Below are 18,866 nucleotides of genomic sequence, written 5' to 3'. Positions count from 1 at the left end.
TCAGTCTGTCACGGGGTGCGGCACCGACCCGGCGGCGACCGGTTCCGCTGTCCGGGAGACGCCGTCCTCGGGCACGACCCACGGGGCGATCGGGTTGCCGGCCCACCGGGTGCCGCCCGGGACCTGCTCACCACGCATCACCAGGGACGCCGGGGCCACGGTCGCACCCGCGCCGATGCCGGCCGCCGGCAGGATCACGCTGTGCGGGCCGAGGGTGCCGCCACGTCCGAGCCGGACCTGGTCGAGCTGCATCACCCGGTCGTGGAACAGGTGCGTCTGCACGACGGTCCCGCGGGCGATCGTCGCGCCGTCGCCGATGCTGACCAGGTCGGCCTCGGGCAGCCAGTACGTCTCGCACCAGACCCCGCGGCCGATCCGCGCCCCGAGGCTCCGCAGCCAGGCGGCCAGCGCCGGGGTGGCGACGGCCTGCTCGGCGAACCACGGTCGTGCGACGGTCTCCACGAACGTGTCCTGCACCTCGTTCCGCCAGACGAACGACGACCACAGCGGGTGCTCCCTGGCGGTGATGCGCCCGACGAACACCCACTTCGCCACCGTCGACACCACCGCGGCCACCGCACCGGCGACGACGAGGACCACCGCCGCGAGGAGCACCGTCCAGCCGAGCCCGACCGACGACCACAGCGCCAGCAGGGTCCCCCCGACGCCGAGGGCGATCGCGCCGGACACCATCGGGGCGACCAGACGCAGCAGCTCCCAGCAGCCGCGGGCCACCCGCAGCCGACGCGGGGGCCGGAAGGTGCGCTCCTCGTCGAAGATCGTCGCCGCCCGCCGCAGCCGCACCGGGGGCGACCCGAGCCACGACGACCCGCGCTTGGCCTTCCTCGGCACGGCGGAGAGCACCGCGACCAGGGCCTCACGCGGCACCGACCGCCCGGCACCCGTCATCCCGCTGTTGCCGAGGAACGCCCGACGCCCGATCTTCGACCGACCGATGGTCATGCGTCCGCCACCGAGCTCGTACGTCGCGACCATCGTGTCGTCCGCCAGGAACGCCCCCGACGCGATCTGCGTCAGCGACGGCAGCAGCAGCACCGTGGAGATCTCCGTGTTCCGCCCGACCCGCGCCCCGAGCAGCCGCAGCCACAGCGGCGTCACCAGGCTGGCGTACAGCGGGAACAGCAGCGTCCTGGCCGCGTCGAGCACCCGCTCGGTGCACCACGCCTGCCAGCCGATGCGGGAGCGCACCGGGTGCCGACCCTCGTCGAGCCCGATGCCGAGCAGCCGGACCACGGCGACGACGAGCCCCGCGTACACGAGCCCGGCGACCAGGGTGGCGACCGGCACGGACACCAGGGCCCGTGCCAGCGCACCGCCGAGCGTCGGCGCCCGCCCCACCAGCACGACGACCACGGCCAGCCCGGCCGCGACGCCCAGGACGGGCAGCCCGGCCACGGCGACGGACCCGGCCCCGTACGCGACGAGCCAACGTCGACGGGACGGGGGACGAGCCTCCCGGCCATGCCGAGCCGACCCGACGCGCTCCGCCGGTGACCCCGCCCAGCGCTCGCCGGGGACCACGACACCGGTGACGGCGGAACCGGCCTCGACCTCCGCGCCGTCGCCGACCACGGCACCCGGCAGGAGCGTCGACCGGCTGTGCACCACGGCGTCCGCACCCACCTGCACCCGACCCAGGCGGAAGACGTCACCGTCGACCCAGTGCCCGGCCAGGTCGACCTCCGGCTCGATCGACGCCTGCTTGCCGATCGTCAGGAACCCCGTCACCGGGGGCAGCGTGTGCAGGTCCACGTCACGGCCGATCGTCGCGCCGAGCGCCCTGGCGTAGTAGCTGATCCACGGGGCACCAGCCGTCGAGGGGCCGTCCACCGCCTCCGCGATCCGCTCCGCCAACCACACCCGCACGTGCACCGAGCCACCACGGGGGTGGTCACCGGGACGGACACCGACGAGCACCAGCCGCACGAGCAGCACCGTCAGCGCCATCTTCCCCACCGGGGTGACGAACACCAGCAGGGCCAGCACGAGCGCCGGCACGGGCAGCACCGGCAGGAACGGCAGCGTCGTCGCGTGCAGGACCCCCGCGACGAGCGCCGTCCACGTCAGCACCCGCAGGCCCCGGAGCAGCTGCACGGGGAGCCCGAGCAGCGTCATCGCCAGCCCGGTCGCCCGCGGGGTCGGCTGCACGTCCCGCTCCGCCGCGGCCACCGGTCCCGACGCGTCCAGGGCGTCCGCGAGCGCCCCGATCCTCGGGTGGTCGTACACGTCAGCGACCGTCGTCGTCGGGTACCGCTCACGGATCGCCGACACCAGCTGCGCCGCCGTCAGGGACCCACCGCCGTGCGCGAAGAAGTCGTCATCAGGGCTCGCGACCGGCACGCCCAGGATCGCCGCCCACCGCTCCGCGATCCACGCCACCGTCGGCGGCAGCGCGGCCCCGCCGTCCGCGGCAGCCAGCGGCCACGGCAGCGCCGCCCGGTCGACCTTGCCCGACGTCCGCGTCGGCAGCTCGTCCACGACGGCGAGCAGGGGCACGAGCGCCGCCGGCAGCTCCTCACGCAGCCGCGCGTTCGCCGCCTGGACGTCGACCGAGCCGCCGGCGACCGGGGCCACGTAGCCCACCAGCACCTGGTTCCCCGCCGGCGTCCGCTGCACCACGGCCGCCCCACCGGCCACCCCGTCGAGTGCCTGCAGCGCCGCGTCGATCTCCCCGAGCTCGATCCGCCGACCCCCGAGCTTCACCTGGTCGTCCGCACGCCCCTGGAACACCAGCCCCTCGGGGTCGTACCGCACCAGGTCCCCGCTCCGGTAGGCCCGCGCCCACCCGAGCTCCGGGAACGGGGCGTACTTCACGGCGTCCTTCTCCGGGTCCAGGTACCGCCCCAGCCCCACACCGCCGATGACCAGCTCCCCGACCTCACCCGGCGCGACCCGCTGCCCCGCGGCGTCCACGACCGCCAGGTCCCACCCGTCGAGCGGCAACCCGATCCGCACCGGAGCACTGCCGTCGAGGAGGGCCCCGCAGGCCACCACGGTCGCCTCCGTCGGCCCGTAGGTGTTCCAGACCTCCCGGTCCCGACTCGCGATCCGCGCCGCGAGCTCCGGCGGGCACGCCTCGCCCCCGAAGATCACCAACCGCACCTGCTCCAGCGCGTCGTCCGGCCACAGCGCCGCCAGCGTCGGGACCGTCGAGACCACCGTGATCCCACGCACGATCAACCACGGACCCAGGTCCACGCCCGTCCGCACCAGCGACCGGGGTGCCGGCACCAGACACGCACCGTGCCCCCACGCCAGCCACATCTCCTCGCACGACGCGTCGAACGCGACGCTCAACCCCGCCAGCACCCGGTCACCGGGACCGATCGGCGCCCCCTGCAGGAACATCCGCGCCTCGGCGTCCACGAACGCCGCCGCCGACCGGTGCGTCACCGCGACGCCCTTCGGCACCCCGGTGGACCCGGACGTGAAGATCACCCACGCGTCGTCGTCCTGCGTCGGGAGGTCGGCGCTCGCCGCGGGGTCGACGACCGGCGACGGCGGAGCGTCCGCGTCCGCGTCCGCGTCGGCGGTGCCGGCGTCGGCGTCGGCTTCTGTGTCGGCGGCGGGCCGCAGCACGCCGTCGGCGTCGGCGTCGGCTGCTGTGTCGGCGGCGGGCCGCAGCACGCCGCCGGCGCCGATCACGCCCACGACCGCGGCTTCGCCGAACACCAGCGTCGCCCGCTCCTCGGGGTCGTCGGCGTCCACGGGGACGTACGCCGCACCCGCCGCCAGCACCGCGAGGACCGACAGGTACAGGTCACGGCCGCCGGACGGGATGCGGACGCCGACGCGGTCGCCCCGACGGACGCCGCGGCGGGCGAGGTCGTCGGCCTGCCGGTGCACCTCGGCGAGCAGCGAGCGGTAGTCGAGGGCGCCGTCCGGGTCCTCGAGCGCGAGCGCGTCGGGGTGCATCGCGGCGGTGGCGGTGAGGACGTCGAGGAGCGTCCGGGCTGGGGGAGCGGCGTCCCCGCGGGCCAGTTCCGACTGCGGGTTCCCGGTGGCGGTGGTCATCGAGTCCTCTTCCCGGTCGCGTGCAGGACGACCGGCCCGTGATCCTAGAGGGCCGAGGTGTCCTGCTCGGGAACAGCGGTGTCGAGCGCCGCGCGTGCCGCGTCGAGCGAGGCGGCGATCCCGATCGACACGTCGAGGTCGTGCACGGGGGACTCCGTGCGCCCCTCCGCGACGTACTGGGCGAGCGCCGCCGCCTGCCACACGAGTCCCTGTCGGCCCTGCAGCCCGGTCGGCTCCTGCCAGTGCTCGGCGTCCGCCCCGTGGTGCAGCGCGAACGAGGCCGGGAACACGAAGTGGTCGGTGTACCGGATCGTCGCGGTGCTGCCGGCGATGGTGGCCAGGCCGGGGGTCCACGCCGTCATCGACGTGGTCGCGACGGCCTGCGCGCCGCCGGTGGCCGTCGACACGGTGACGGACTGGAGGTCCACCCCACCGTCCGAGACCGCTCCCGTCGTGCGGCTGGTCACCGGGGCGCCGACGGCGAACCGGGCGAACCAGTGCGCGTAGACGCCGGCGTCGAGCAGCGCGCCGCCGCCCTGCGCCGGGTCGAACATCCGGTCGGTGGGGTCGGGGTCGTGCGGCCAGCCGACGTCGACGGACACCAGGTGGACGGTCCCGAGGGCGCCGTCGGCGAGGAGCCGCGCGATGACCGTGGTGCCGGGCAGGTAGCGGGTCCACATGGCCTCCATCGCGAGGACGCCGGCGGCCCGGGCGGCGGTCGCGAGCTTCCTGGTGTCGGCCTCGGAGGTGGTCATCGGCTTCTCGACGAGGACGTGCTTGCCGGCGGCGATCGCGAGCAGGGCGTGCTCGAGGTGCTGCGGGTGCGGTGAGGCGACGTAGACGACCTGCACGGCGGGGTCGGCGACGAGGGCCTCGTACGAGGCGTGCGCGGTGTCGATGCCGTGGCGTGCGGCGAAGGCTGCTGCCCGGTCGGCGGAGCGCGAGCCGACCGCGACGACGCGCTGGTCGGAGTTGGCGTGCAGGGTGCCCGTGAAGTCGTCGGCGATCTGCCCAGGCCCGATGACGCCCCACCGGAGCACCGTCCCGCCGCGCAGCGCCGCCACTTCCGGCTGAGGAAAGAGGAACATCATCCGCCGACGCTACCGCCCCGGCATGACGGAACGCTCGTCGAAGACGGCGCCACGCGGGAAGGTCACTGTGCCCCCAGGAGGATTCGAACCTCCGCCCCTGCCTCCGGAGGGCAGTGCTCTATCCCCTGAGCTATGGGGGCCCTGGGTGACAACAACCGTAGCAGGTCCGAGCGGGCGGCCTGCACCGCTGGCCGGGTGCGCGGTGCCCGGCCCGACGGAGGTCGGTTCCCGTCGAGCACGTTGACGGATCTGGTCAGCGATCGTCGGGGATCGCGAACCAGATCCGTCATCTCCGAGAACGGGAACGGGCGACCCGTCCGGCAAGAGGGAGCCAGCCCGCCGGAGAGGTGGCAGGTGTCAGCCCGCGGGGGTCGCGCTGGAGCTCGGGGACGCGGACGACGTCGGCGCGACTGCCCGGCGTGCGGCGTCGAGCACGGGCTGGGCGGACCCGGGTTCGGTGAACAGGGACGAGGACGTGGTGATCCAGTACGGGTCCGGGAAGGCATCGGCACGTCCGACGCCGTCCCGCAGCGCGAAGTACCCCTCCACCGTGTAGGTCGGCACCGAGCCGCCGCGCTCGAACAGGGCGTCCTTGAGCGTGGTGAGCGACTTCTCGGGCAGGTGGGCGACGGCGAGCGTGACGGTGACGGAACGGTCCCCGACCTGCCGGAACACGCACACCCGACCGCGTTGCCGGTCGATGGTCGCGGCGGCGGACCGTGCTGCCGGTTCGGCGTCGGTGTCGAGCTCGAAGCGCTTGCCGTAGACCGCCAGGGCGGACTCGGGGAGCAGTTCCGCGCAGCGCTGCGTGACGGGCGTGCCGATCGTGCCGGTGGTCGACGTCGCGCCGGGCGACCGCGTGGGGGAGTCGCTGCCGCCACCGGTGCAGGCGGCGAGCACCAGGGCGGCCGGGACGGCGAGTGCGGCGACGACGATGGCCCGTGCGGATCGGCGGGAGGTCATGCGGCCATGATGCTGCATGCCGCCCGGTAGACTCGTCTGCCGTGACTCCTGCTGAACTCTCCGCCGCGTACCTGTCGATCCTGACCGGGATCGTCGAGCGACGAGGGGCTGCGGACACCGTGACCGTCGAGCAGTCGCACGTCGCCCTCGAGCGCCCGAAGAACCGCGCCCACGGTGACTGGGCGTCGAACGCGGCCATGCAGCTCGCGAAGCGCCTCGGCACGAACCCGCGCGAGCTCGCGACGGAGATCGCCGGCGAGCTGACCGAGCTCGACGGCGTGGACTCCGTCGACATCGCCGGCCCGGGCTTCATCAACATCACGCTCGAGGCCGCCGCCGCTGGCGAGGTCGCCCGCACGATCGTCGAGTCCGGCGAGGCCTTCGGGCGCGGCGACCTGTACGACGGCGTGCGCATCGACCTGGAGTTCGTGTCCGCCAACCCCACGGGACCGATCCACATGGGCGGCGTCCGCTGGGCAGCGGTCGGCGACAGCCTGGCCCGCGTGTTCCAGGCGCAGGGCGGTCTCGTCACCCGCGAGTACTACTTCAACGACCACGGCAGCCAGATCGACCGCTTCGCCCGGTCGCTCGTCGCCTCGGCGCTCGGCGAGCCCACGCCCGAGGACGGCTACGGCGGCGCGTACATCCCGGAGATCGCGGCCCGCGTGCTCGCGACCTTCGACGGCGACGTGCACGACCTGCCGCGGGACGAGGCCCAGGAGCTGTTCCGTCGCGAGGGCGTCGACTTCATGTTCGCGGACATCAAGCAGTCGCTGCACGAGTTCGGCGTCGACTTCGACGTCTACTTCCACGAGAACGCGCTGCACGAGTCCAAGGCCGTCGAGCGCGCCATCGAACGGCTCCGTGAGAACGGCCACATGTACGAGGCCGAGGGCGCCGAGTGGCTCCGCACGACCGACTTCGGCGACGACCGCGACCGCGTCGTCATCAAGTCCGACGGGGAGCCCGCCTATATCGCCGGCGACCTGGCGTACTACCTCGACAAGCGCGAGCGCGGGTTCGAACGCAACCTGATCATGCTCGGCGCCGACCACCACGGCTACGTCGGCCGGATGATGGCGATGTGCGCCGCCTTCGGTGACGAGCCGGGCACGAACCTCGAGATCCTCATCGGCCAGATGGTCAACCTGCTCAAGGACGGTGAGCCGATGCGCATGTCCAAGCGCAACGGCACGATCGTGACGATGGAGGACCTCGTCGACGCGGTCGGGGTCGACGCCGGCCGTTACGCCCTCGTCCGGTTCGCCAGCGACACCGCGATCGACATCGACCTCGACCTGCTGACCAAGCGCACGAACGACAACCCCGTGTTCTACGTGCAGTACGCCCACGCCCGCACGCAGTCCGTCGCGCGGAACGCCGCCGCCTCCGGGGTCGACCGCTCCGTGTTCGACGCCTCGCTGCTCACCCACGAGGCCGAGAGCGCACTCCTCGGCGCGCTGGCGGAGTACCCGAGCGTCGTCCGCCGTGCCGCCGAGCTGCGCGAGCCGCACCGGATCGCACGGTTCATCGAGCAGCTCGCGGGGCTCTACCACCGCTGGTACGACGCCTGCCGCGTCACGCCCCTCGGTGACGAGCCCGTGACGGACCTGCACCGCACGCGCCTCTGGCTCAACGACGCGACCGGGCAGGTCGTGCGCAACGGCCTCGGACTCCTCGGGGTGAGCGCGCCCGAGCGCATGTAGCGCGCCGGCCCGCCGGGCCGGCACCGGTCCTCCCGGCGGTCTGACGGTGGGCCCTGGCAGGGTGGGACGCATGTCCGCAACCACCCCCGCCCCGAAGCAGCGCCACCGCGGCCGCACCACGGCGATCGTCCTGGTCAGCGTCCTGGTGGTGCTCGCCGTGCTCGTGGTGGTCGCCGAGTTCGTCCTGCGCGGCGTCGTCGACCGGCAGGTCGCGCAGCAGGTCGAGCAGTCGCTGCCGGACGGCACCACGGGCTCGGTCGATGCGCACGCGAAGGGCGTCATCATCCCGCAGCTCCTCGGCGGGTCCCTCGACGACGTCGACATCCACTCGAAGCGGATCACCGTCGACGGCATCCCGCTGGCGGCCGACGTCACGGTGCACGACGTCCCGCTCGACGGCACCGGTGCGGTGCACGACGTCGACGGCACGGTCACCCTGGCCTCGTCGAGCATCAAGGACCTGGCGAAGTACAGCCCGCTGTTCGACCGGATGTCCCTGGTGGACGGCGGCGTGCAGCTCTCCGGCACGACCGCGGTGCTCGGCTACCAGATCTCGTACCTGGCACGCGGGTCGGTCGTCGCGCAGGACGACGGCCGCGGCATCACGATCACCCCGAAGACCGTGCGGATCACGAACTCGTCGCTCGACCTCGACGTCGGAGCGATCCCCGGCGTCACCAACACGCCGGTCCCGGTCTGCACGGCGCGGTTCCTGCCCCAGGACCTCCGCGTGCGGTCGCTCGACGTCACGAAGCAGCAGGCGACGGTGCGGATCGTCGCCGACGAGCTCCCGCTGAGCGAGCGCGGCCTGCAGACCACCGGACGCTGCTGACGCGGGTTCTGCACAGGTCGCGTCACACGAGCCGGGAGGCCCGGTGCGGCTCGGTAGGATCGGTCGCGTGAGCGAGAACCCCCTTGCCCCGCCGCGGCTGCGGTACCCGTCCGACGCCTCGGCGCTGACGGCCCGCATCTGGCCGGCCTCCGCCACCCGCACCGACGACGGCTCGCTGGTCGTCGGCGGCGTCACCGCCGCCGACCTGGTCGAGCAGTTCGGCACGCCGCTGTACGTCGTCGACGAGCGGGACGTGCAGTCCCGTGCCGTCCGCGTGCGCAACGCCTTCACCGAGGCCTTCGAGCGCATCGGCAGCCGCGCGCACGTCTACTACGCCGCCAAGGCCTTCTTCACGACGCAGGTCGCCGCGTGGATGGCGGAAGCCGACCTGCGGCTCGACGTCTGCACCGCCGGTGAGATGGCAGTGGCCCTGGCCGGCGGCGCTGACCCCGCCCTGATGGGCTTCCACGGCAACGACAAGTCCGACGCCGAGATCGCCCGTGCGGTCGAGATCGGGCTCGGCACGATCGTGCTCGACTCGCACGAGGAGATCGGTCGTGTCGCTCGTGCCGCCGCCGACGCCGGCACGGTGCAGCGCGTGCGCATCCGGATCAACAGCGGGGTGCACGCGTCGACGCACGAGTACCTGGCCACGGCGCGTGAGGACCAGAAGTTCGGGATCCCGCTGAACGAGGCCGTCCGGGCAGCCGAGGCCGTCCGTGCGGACCCCTCGCTGGCGTTCGTCGGGCTGCACTCGCACATCGGTTCACAGATCTTCGACGAGTCCGGCTTCCGTGAAGCTGCCCGGCGACTGATGGACGTGCACGCGACCCTCGTCGCCTCCGGCCCGGTCCCCGAGCTGAACCTGGGCGGCGGCTGGGGCATCGACTACACCGAGGGCGACTCCGCCTTCGAACCCGAGGACGTCGCCGACGCCCTCGCCGCCATCGTCGCCGAGGCCTGCGCGGAGCGCGACATCCCCGTCCCGGAGATCGCCGTGGAGCCCGGGCGCTACATCGTCGGCCCGCCCGGCATCACGCTCTACCGCGTCGGCACGATCAAGCCGGTCGCCCTCGAGCTCGACGGCTCCAGCGGCCTGCCCGGCGGGGGCGGCACCGCGACCCGCACGTACGTCTCCGTCGACGGCGGCATGAGCGACAACATCCGCCCGGCGCTCTACGGTGCCGAGTACACGGCGCGGCTGGCCCGCACGTCGGACGAGCCCGCCGTGCTGACGCGCGTCGTCGGCAAGCACTGCGAGAGCGGTGACGTCGTCGTGCAGGACGAGTACCTGCCGGGCGACGTCCAGCGCGGCGACCTGCTCGCCGTCGCGGCCACCGGCGCCTACTGCTGGAGCCTCGCGAGCAACTACAACCACGTCGGGCTCCCGCCGGTCGTCGCGGTCGCCGACGGCACTGCCCGTATCCTCGTCCGGGGCGAGACGGTCGACGACCTGCTCGCTCGCGACACCGGGGTGTCGCCCGTGGCCGCAGCCGGTGCCGCGCGGTGAACCCCCGAGATCCCGGAGACACGCACCACATGATCGAATACCGCAACGTCCGCGTCGCGCTGCTGGGGGCCGGCTCGGTCGGGTCCCAGGTCGCCAGGCTCCTGCTCGAGCACGGCGACGAACTCGCGTCCCGCGCCGGCGCTGGCCTCGAGCTCGTCGGGATCGCCGTCCGTGACCTCGACGCCCAGCGGGACGTCGACCTGCCGCGCGAGCTCTTCACGACGGACGCCGAGTCGCTCATCCTCGGCGCGGACATCGTGGTCGAGCTGATCGGCGGCATCGAGCCCGCGCGCACCCTCGTGCTCCAGGCGCTGCTGTCCGGCGCCGACGTCGTCACCGGCAACAAGGCGCTCCTCGCCACGCACGGCCCCGAGCTCTTCGCCGCGGCGGAGCAGGTCGGCGCACAGCTCTACTACGAGGCCGCGGTGGCCGGGGCGATCCCGATCATCCGACCGCTGCACGACTCCCTCGCCGGCGACCGCATCGTCCGGATCATGGGCATCGTCAACGGCACCACGAACTTCATCCTCGACCTGATGGACCGGGAAGGCGCCACGTTCGAGGACGCCCTGGCGACGGCCACCGAGCTCGGGTACGCCGAGGCCGACCCGACCGCCGACATCGAGGGCTACGACGCCGCCCAGAAGGCCGCGATCCTGGCCTCGCTCGCGTTCCACACCTCGGTGCCGCTCGTCGCCGTGCACCGAGAGGGCATCACCTCCGTCACCATCGAGCAGGTCCGTGCCGCCCGCAAGGCCGGCTACGTCGTCAAGATCCTCGCCACGTGTGAACGCCTGACGGACGAGAACGGCGTCGAGGGCGTCAGCGCTCGGGTCTACCCGGCCCTCGTGCCGGACACGCACCCGCTCGCCAGCGTGCACGGGGCGAAGAACGCCGTGTTCGTCGAGGCCGAGGCCGCCGGCGACCTGATGTTCTACGGTGCCGGAGCCGGCGGCGTCGAGACCGCGTCCGCCGTGCTCGGCGACCTCGTCTCCGCAGCCCGTCGGCACGTCATCGGTGGCCCCGGCGTCGCCGAGTCGACCCAGTCCGCCCTGCCGGTGTTCCCGATCGGGGCCGTCCGCACGAGCTACCAGATCACGCTGCACGTGACGGACGCCCCCGGCGTGCTGTCGACCGTGGCCGGGGTCCTCGCCGCGCACGGCGTCAGCGTCGAGACCGTCGAACAGTCGAGCGCCCACGGCGACGGCGGCACGGCGACGCTCGTCATCGGCACTCACGAAGCCCGCGAGTCCGACCTCGCCGACACGGTCGTCGCCCTCCGCGGTGAGGACGTCGTGGCCGAGGTCGCGAGCGTCCTCCGCGTCGTCGGCGCCTGACCGCCCGCCCCACGACCTGTCGACGCAGCCCCGCGTCGGCACCGCGAACACCCGGTCCGCCGGCCCAGATCCCACCCGCCCCGAAGCACCAGACAGAGAGAGAACCCTGATGGCCCACCAGTGGCAGGGAGTCCTGCGCGAGTACGCCGACCGACTCGACGTGACCGAGGCGACGCCCATCGTCACGCTGGGCGAGGGCGGCACGCCGCTCATCCCGGCACGACGCCTCTCCGAGCGCACCGGCGCGGACGTGTACGTCAAGTTCGAGGGCATGAACCCGACCGGGTCGTTCAAGGACCGCGGCATGACGATGGCGATCTCGAAGGCCGTCGAGCACGGGGCGAAGGCGGTCATCTGTGCGTCGACCGGCAACACGAGCGCCTCGGCCGCCGCGTACGCCACGCACGCGGGCATCACCGCCGCCGTGCTCGTGCCCGAGGGCAAGATCGCCATGGGCAAGCTCAGCCAGGCCGTCGCCCACGACGCCCAGCTGCTGCAGGTCCAGGGCAACTTCGACGACTGCCTCGACATCGCCCGCGACCTCGCCGCGAACTACCCGGTGCACCTGGTCAACTCGGTCAACAACGACCGCATCGAGGGCCAGAAGACCGCTGCGTTCGAGGTCGTGGACGTCCTCGGCGACGCGCCGGACTTCCACTTCCTGCCCGTCGGCAACGCGGGCAACTACACCGCGTACTCCCGCGGCTACCGCGAGGACGTCGCTGCCGGGCGCTCCACCAAGCTCCCGCGCATGTTCGGGTTCCAGGCCGCCGGTGCCGCACCGATCGTGGGCGGGGCCGTCGTCCCGCACCCGGAGACCATCGCCTCCGCCATCCGCATCGGCAACCCGGCGTCGTGGAAGTACGCGCTCGAAGCGCGAGAGGAGACGGACGGCTACTTCGGCGCCATCAGCGACGCCGGCATCCTCGCCGCGCACCGCATCCTCTCCGCCGAGGTCGGCGTGTTCGTCGAGCCCGCCTCGGCCATCGGTGTCGCCGGACTCCTGGAGCGCGCCGACGCCGGGGAGATCCGCAAGGGCGCGACGGTCGTCATCACGGTCACCGGCCACGGCCTGAAGGACCCGCAGTGGGCCCTCAAGACCGAGGACGGCGGCGACGTGACGCCGACGAGCGTCCCCGTCGACACCCGGGCCATCGCCGAGGTCCTCGGACTGGCCGGCGCCCGGTGACCCTCGACCGCTCGTCCGAGCCGGGGGAGGGCACCACTGCCCGCATCGCTGTACCGGCCGGACGGGCGGTCCGGGTGCGCGTCCCGGCGACGTCCGCCAACCTCGGACCGGGCTTCGACTCGCTCGGTCTCGCGCTCTCCCTCTACGACGAGGTCGACGTCCGCGTCCGTCAGGAGCCCGGTTCGACCGTGACGGTGGAGGGCGTCGGCGCTGGTGAGGTGCCGACCGACGACGCCAACCTGGTCGTGCGTGCCGTCCGTCGTGGCCTCGAGCACGCGGGCGTCGAGCAGCCCGGGCTCGAGCTCCGTGCGGTGAACGCCATCCCGCACGGCCGGGGGCTGGGGTCGTCGGCCGCGGCGATCGTCGCCGGGCTGATGGCGGCCCGAGGCCTGCTCGAGGGCATCGTCGACCTCGACGCCTCGACGCTCCTCACCCTCGCCACGGAGATGGAGGGGCACCCGGACAACGTCGCCCCCGCACTCTTCGGCGGGCTCACCATCGCGTGGATGACGGCGGACGGCCCGGCGTACAAGCGTCTGCTCGTGCACCGCGGCGTCGCGCCCGTGGTCTTCGTGCCGACGTCGACGCTCTCCACGAAGCTCGCACGGTCCCTGCAGCCCGAGAGCGTCCCGCACGCCGACGCCGCGTTCAACGTGTCGCGCTCAGCCCTCCTCGTCGCCGCGCTCATCCAGAGCCCCGAACTGCTCCTCGCGGCCACCGAGGACCGGCTCCACCAGACGTACCGGGCGAGCGCGATGCCCGAGACGGACGCCCTGATCCGGCTGCTGCGGCAGCACGGGCTCGCGGCCGTGGTGTCCGGCGCGGGGCCGAGTCTGCTCGTGCTCGGGTCCGACCCGGCACAGCGGTTGACGGCCGCCGCACTGCTGGAACGACACGCCGAATCGTCCTGGCGGCCCCTCATGCTGGCCGTCGATCTCGGTGGTGCTACAGTGAACGCGCACCCGGTGGACCACGTCGGACGCTCCTAGCGCGGCTCAACAGCCAGCACGAGCTCCCGGTCCGCAGGTGTGATCTCCCTCAGATCACCGCTTCCCGGTCCGTCGTCTGAACGGCGGCCGTCGCACACCCGTGCCAGCGCACACCAGCGCCAGCGCATCGCGTGGGAAGTCGGTGGAAACTCTCCGCGCTCTGCGGTTCGGAAGGAACGAACAACTTGACCAACGTGAACAACTCCGCCTCGGTGGAGATCCCCAGCGACCTGCGTGCCCTGCGCCTCCCCGAGCTGCAGCGCATCGCCTCCGCCCTCGGCATCACGGGGCTCTCGAAGCTCCGCAAGGGCGACCTGATCGCCTCGATCGAGGACAAGCGCCCCGAGGGCCAGCCCGAGGCCCCCGCCGCCACCCCGGCCGCGACCACGACCGGCGCCGACGCCGCAGTGGTCTCGGCCGAGCTCCAGCCGGAGACGCCCACCCACCACGACGCCGGGTCCGAGGTGACCGACAGCGCCGACGTCGCACCGACGCTCCAGGCAGCACCCTCCCGCGCCCGTCGCTCGCGCCGCGCCACCTCGGGCGGCACCGTGACCACCGCGCCGACGACGGCCGCCGAGCACACCAACCACGGCCAGACCGGCACCGAGGACCTCCTCGCCGGCCTCGACCAGGTGCGCGCCGAGAAGGACGCCGAGGAAGCCGCCCAGACGAACGGCCAGCAGTCCGGTGGCCAGCAGTCCGGCGGCCAGCGTCGTCGCCGCGGCCAGAAGGCCGAGCAGCCGCAGGACGCCGAGCAGCCGCAGTCGGCCGCGCAGCCCCAGAGCGCCGACCAGCCGCGCAGTGCCGACCAGCCGCAGAGCGCCGCCACCGACGAGCAGGGCTCCGACTCCGCGCAGCAGGGTCAGGACGACGACCAGAACGGTGACGGCGAGGGCGGTTCGCGCCGTGGCCGTCGCAGCCGTGGTCGCGGTCGTGGCCGCGGTCAGAACGGTGACCAGCAGAACGGTGACCAGCAGGACGCCGAGCAGGGGCGTCAGCAGAGCGGTCGGCAGAACGGCCAGCAGGCCCGCGCCGACCAGAAGCAGGCGGACGACCGGCAGGCCGACGACAAGCAGACCGAGCCGAAGCAGGCCGACGCCAAGCAGGACCAGCAGAAGCAGGGCCAGAACGGCCAGCAGAAGCAGGCCCAGCAGCCGGCGCAGCAGAAGCAGAACGGCCAGCAGGCCCAGAACGGCCAGAGCCAGGCGCAGCAGCAGCGTGACGACCAGCAGCGTCGCGACGAGGAGGCCGAGAACGGCCGCAGCCGTCGTCAGCGGGACCGCAAGCGCGGCCGTGGCGGTCAGAACGACGAGTTCGAGCCGGAGATCACCGAGGACGACGTCCTGATCCCGGTCGCGGGCATCCTCGACGTCCTCGACAACTACGCGTTCGTGCGCACGACCGGGTACCTCCCGGGCCCGAGCGACGTCTACGTCTCCCTCGGCCAGGTGAAGAAGTACCACCTGCGCAAGGGCGACGCCGTCGTCGGTGCGATCAAGCAGCCGCGCGACAACGAGCAGCAGAGCCGCCAGAAGTACAACGCCCTGGTCAAGATCGACACGATCAACGGCCAGACCGCCGACGAGGCCGCGAGCCGCGTCGACTTCCAGGACCTCACCCCGCTGTACCCGAACGAGCGCCTGCGTCTCGAGACCGAGCCGGCGAAGCTGTCGACGCGGATCATCGACCTGGTGTCGCCGATCGGCAAGGGCCAGCGCGGCCTGATCGTCTCGCCGCCCAAGGCCGGCAAGACCGTCGTGCTGCAGGCCATCGCGAACGCGGTCTCGAAGAACAACCCCGAGGCGCACCTCATGGTCGTCCTGGTCGACGAGCGGCCCGAAGAGGTCACCGACATGCAGCGCACGGTGAAGGGCGAGGTCATCGCCTCGACCTTCGACCGTCCCGCCGAGGACCACACCACGGTCGCCGAGCTCGCCATCGAGCGTGCGAAGCGCCTCGTCGAGCTGGGTCACGACGTCGTCGTGCTGCTCGACTCGATCACCCGCCTGGGGCGCGCCTACAACCAGGTGACCCCGCCCTCCGGCCGCGTGCTGTCCGGTGGCGTCGACGCCGCCGCGCTCTACCCGGCCAAGCGCTTCTTCGGCGCTGCCCGCAACATCGAGAACGGCGGCTCGCTGACCATCCTCGCCACGGCGCTCGTCGAGACCGGGTCGAAGATGGACGAGGTGATCTTCGAGGAGTTCAAGGGCACCGGCAACATGGAGCTCCGCCTCAACCGCCACCTGGCGGACAAGCGGATCTTCCCGGCCGTGGACGTCAACGCGTCCGGCACCCGTCGCGAGGAGCAGCTGCTCTCCGCGGACGAGGTCACGATCACGTGGCGGCTGCGTCGCGCCCTCGCCGGGCTCGACCCGCAGCAGGCCCTGGAGATCGTGCTGCGGAACCTCAAGGAGACGCAGTCGAACGTCGAGTTCCTGGTCCAGGTCCAGAAGTCCGTCCCGGCGACCGGGAACGGTCACCTCGGCCACCAGGAGTAACCGGTGTTCGAGTCGGTGGCCGGGCTGCTGGCGGAACACGAGGACCTGACACAGCAGTTGTCGGACCCCGCGCTCCACGCCGACGCGGCCCGAGCGAAGAAGGTCAACCGGCGGTACGCCGAGCTGAACCGGATCCGGTCTGCCTACGAGGCCTGGACGGCGGCGGGGGAGGACCTCGCCGCCGCCCGGGAGCTCGCCCGTGAGGACGAGGCCTTCGCGGAAGAGGTCCCCGGGCTCGAGGAGCAGCTCGCGGAGCGCCAGGAACGGCTCCGTCGTCTCCTGATCCCGCGCGACCCGGACGACGGCCGCGACGTCATCATGGAGATCAAGGGCGGTGAGGGCGGCGAGGAGTCGGCGCTGTTCGCCGCCGACCTCCTGCGCATGTACTCCCACTACGCGGAGTCCAAGGGCTGGAAGACGGAGCTCCTCGAGCGCACCGAGTCCGACCTCGGCGGCTACAAGGACGTCCAGGTCGCGATCAAGTCGACCTCCTCGGACCCCGCGCAGGGCGTCTGGGCACACCTCAAGTACGAGGGCGGCGTGCACCGTGTCCAGCGGGTGCCGGCGACCGAGTCGCAGGGGCGCATCCACACCTCGACGACCGGCGTGCTGGTCTTCCCCGAGGTCGACGAGCCCGAAGAGGTCGAGATCAACCAGAACGACCTCAAGATCGACGTGTACCGGTCCTCCGGTCCCGGCGGTCAGTCGGTGAACACGACCGACTCCGCGGTCCGCATCACCCACCTGCCCACGGGCATCACGGTGGCGATGCAGAACGAGAAGTCGCAGCTGCAGAACCGAGAGGCGGGGATGCGCGTCCTGCGTGCCCGCATCCTCGCGAAGCGGCAGGAGGAGATCGACGCCCTCGCGTCCGACGCTCGTCGGTCGCAGATCCGCGGGATGGACCGGTCGGAGCGCATCCGCACGTACAACTTCCCGGAGAACCGGATCGCGGACCACCGCACCGGGTACAAGGCCTACGACCTCGACCGCGTCATGAACGGTGCGCTCGAGCCGGTCATCGAGTCCGCCATCCGCGCGGACGAAGAGGCCCGGCTGGCCGCCGTGGGCGACCAGGGCGCCTGACAGGAGGCCCTGATCACCGCCGACACGCCCGTCACGTACGCGGCGGATCGCCTCCTCGACGAGGCGACCGCCGCGTTCGTCGCGCACGGCGTCCCGACCCCGCGGGTGGACGCCGAGCTCCTGCTCGCCTGGGCGACCGACACGTCGCGCGGCGCGGTGCAGGCCCGTGCCATGACCGGCGGGACGATCGCGGGGGAGCACGTCGACCGCTTCCGACACGCTGTCGCCCGACGCGCCACCCGGCTGCCGCTCCAGCACATCACCGGTGAGGCGCACTTCCGGGCGCTGACCCTGGCCGTCGGGCCCGGTGTCTTCGTGCCCCGTCCGGAGACCGAGGGCGTCGTCCAGTTCGGCATCGACGCGCTCCGTGCCGCGGCCGTGCCCGAGCCGATCGCGGTCGACCTCGGCACGGGCAGTGGCGCGATCGCGATCGCCATGGACACCGAGGTGCCGAACGCCCTCGTGTACGCCGTCGAGCGGTCGCCGGAGGCGCTCCCGTGGACCCGGCGCAACGTGGCGACGTACGGCGGGACGGTCCGTCTCGTCGAGGGCGACCTCGCCGACGCGTTCCCGGAACTCGACGGCACCGTGTCGGTGGTGGTGTCGAACCCGCCCTACGTGCCGGACGACGCCGTCCCCGTCGACCCCGAGGTCCGCGACCACGACCCGGCCCTCGCGCTGTACGGCGGGCCGGACGGCCTCGACGCGGTCCGTGCCCTCGCCGAGACCGCGTGGCGGTTGCTCGTGCCGGGCGGCCTGCTCGTCGTCGAGCACGCCGAACCGCAGGGCGCCGCCGTGCGCGAGGTCCTGGCGCGCCGGGGGTTCCGGTCCCCGGAGACGCACCAGGACCTGACCGGACGCGACCGCACGACCACCGCGACGCGCTAGGCGGGGCTCAGCCGCGCCTCCAGTCCGGGTCTCGGCGCTGGGTCAGACGGCGCGGGTCAGACGACGCTGGGTCAGACCACGCTGGCGCCAGTGCGGGACGCGACGAACGCGCGGACGGCGTCCCGCAGGTCGGTGTCGTGCTCGACCAGGACCGCGTGGATGCCGACGCTCCTGGCGCCCGCGACGTTCTCGGGCATGTCGTCGGCGAAGAAGGTGTCCGACGCGGCGGCGCCGTGGTGGTCGAGCGCTCGGAGGAAGACCTCGGGTTCCGGCTTCCTCGCGCCGAAGTTGCTCGTGGTGTCGAGGTGCTCGCCGAACAGCGGCGGCAGGGACGGCGCCCACTCGTGGATCCACCGACCGGCCAGCGGACCGTTGTTCGTCAGCAGGGCGACACGCCCGTGCTCGGCGGCGATGCGGACGGCCTCGATGCGCTCCGGCAGCTCGGTCATCGCGGAACCGCGGACCCGCGCCCACTCCGACTCCGGCACCTCGCAGCCCATGGCCTCCTGGAACGCGGCGAGGTACGTGTCGCCGTCCGGGAAGTGCCCGGCCTCGGCGCGCTGCTCCTGGCCGGACACCCACCAGCGTCGCCGCAGCTCCACCAGGTCGTGCCCGGTGAGCTCGGTGAGGCCCGCCATGCGGGTCTCCCAGTCGTAGCGGACCAGGACGTCGTCCATGTCGAAGAGGAACAGGAGGCGGGGCGCTGGGGTCTCGTTCACGATGCCGCCTATTCTGTCGC

Annotated in this window: 13 protein-coding genes and 1 tRNA gene; 9 read left to right on the top strand and 5 right to left on the bottom strand. The window is 72.9% G+C overall.

Features of this window, described 5'->3' with window-relative positions:
* From OVA28_RS14635 to OVA28_RS14620, 4 genes are all read right to left on the bottom strand, one after another.
* A complete protein-coding gene (locus OVA28_RS14635; RefSeq protein WP_268097452.1) occupies positions 1–4,035 on the bottom strand; it encodes a Pls/PosA family non-ribosomal peptide synthetase in 4,035 nt (1,344 codons plus the stop codon).
* Between the two features lie 44 nt (positions 4,036–4,079).
* Positions 4,080–5,126: a Gfo/Idh/MocA family protein gene (locus tag OVA28_RS14630; RefSeq protein WP_268097451.1), complete on the bottom strand. Its 1,047-nt coding sequence runs from the start codon at positions 5,124–5,126 to the stop codon at positions 4,080–4,082.
* Between the two features lie 68 nt (positions 5,127–5,194).
* Positions 5,195–5,266, bottom strand: a tRNA-Arg gene (locus OVA28_RS14625).
* A gap of 217 nt (positions 5,267–5,483) precedes the next feature.
* On the bottom strand, positions 5,484–6,089 hold the full coding sequence (locus OVA28_RS14620) for a hypothetical protein (RefSeq protein ID WP_268097450.1): 606 nt from the start codon (positions 6,087–6,089) through the stop codon (positions 5,484–5,486).
* Positions 6,090–6,130: 41 nt separating this feature from the next.
* Here OVA28_RS14620 and argS point away from each other — a divergent pair, with 41 nt between their 5' ends.
* From argS to prmC, 9 genes are all read left to right on the top strand, one after another.
* Positions 6,131–7,795 carry an arginine--tRNA ligase gene (argS, locus tag OVA28_RS14615; protein WP_268097449.1) on the top strand — a complete coding sequence of 555 codons (1,665 nt, stop codon included), beginning with the start codon at positions 6,131–6,133 and terminating at the stop codon, positions 7,793–7,795.
* A gap of 70 nt (positions 7,796–7,865) precedes the next feature.
* Positions 7,866–8,627: an LmeA family phospholipid-binding protein gene (locus OVA28_RS14610; RefSeq protein ID WP_268097448.1), complete on the top strand. Its 762-nt coding sequence runs from the start codon at positions 7,866–7,868 to the stop codon at positions 8,625–8,627.
* 67 nt (positions 8,628–8,694) lie between these two features.
* Positions 8,695–10,137 carry a diaminopimelate decarboxylase gene (lysA, locus tag OVA28_RS14605; protein ID WP_268097447.1) on the top strand — a complete coding sequence of 481 codons (1,443 nt, stop codon included), beginning with the start codon at positions 8,695–8,697 and terminating at the stop codon, positions 10,135–10,137.
* A gap of 29 nt (positions 10,138–10,166) precedes the next feature.
* Positions 10,167–11,474: a homoserine dehydrogenase gene (locus tag OVA28_RS14600; protein ID WP_267424444.1), complete on the top strand. Its 1,308-nt coding sequence runs from the start codon at positions 10,167–10,169 to the stop codon at positions 11,472–11,474.
* 109 nt (positions 11,475–11,583) lie between these two features.
* A complete protein-coding gene (gene thrC, locus OVA28_RS14595) occupies positions 11,584–12,663 on the top strand; it encodes a threonine synthase (protein ID WP_194660375.1) in 1,080 nt (359 codons plus the stop codon).
* 44 nt (positions 12,664–12,707) lie between these two features.
* A complete protein-coding gene (gene thrB / locus OVA28_RS14590; protein WP_268098223.1) occupies positions 12,708–13,652 on the top strand; it encodes a homoserine kinase in 945 nt (314 codons plus the stop codon).
* A 194-nt stretch (positions 13,653–13,846) separates the two neighbouring features.
* Complete coding sequence (rho, locus tag OVA28_RS14585) at positions 13,847–16,153, top strand: transcription termination factor Rho (RefSeq protein ID WP_442780827.1); 2,307 nt, start codon at positions 13,847–13,849, stop codon at positions 16,151–16,153.
* Between the two features lie 3 nt (positions 16,154–16,156).
* Positions 16,157–17,239, top strand: coding sequence for a peptide chain release factor 1 (prfA, locus tag OVA28_RS14580; RefSeq protein ID WP_194660377.1), 1,083 nt, complete (start codon positions 16,157–16,159; stop codon positions 17,237–17,239).
* Positions 17,240–17,251: 12 nt separating this feature from the next.
* A complete protein-coding gene (prmC, locus tag OVA28_RS14575) occupies positions 17,252–18,127 on the top strand; it encodes a peptide chain release factor N(5)-glutamine methyltransferase (RefSeq protein WP_442780826.1) in 876 nt (291 codons plus the stop codon).
* A 71-nt stretch (positions 18,128–18,198) separates the two neighbouring features.
* On the opposite strand, the gene OVA28_RS14570 is transcribed toward prmC, so the two are convergent.
* Entirely contained in the window at positions 18,199–18,846 is a 648-nt protein-coding gene (locus OVA28_RS14570; RefSeq protein WP_268097444.1) for an HAD family hydrolase, read from the bottom strand.
* Between the last annotated feature and the right edge of the window lie 20 nt (positions 18,847–18,866).

Source organism: Curtobacterium sp. SL109 (assembly GCF_026672405.1).
Lineage (GTDB): Bacteria > Actinomycetota > Actinomycetes > Actinomycetales > Microbacteriaceae > Curtobacterium.
Note: the sequence above shows the minus strand (reverse complement) of the source record. Positions and strands in the feature narration are given on the sequence as shown.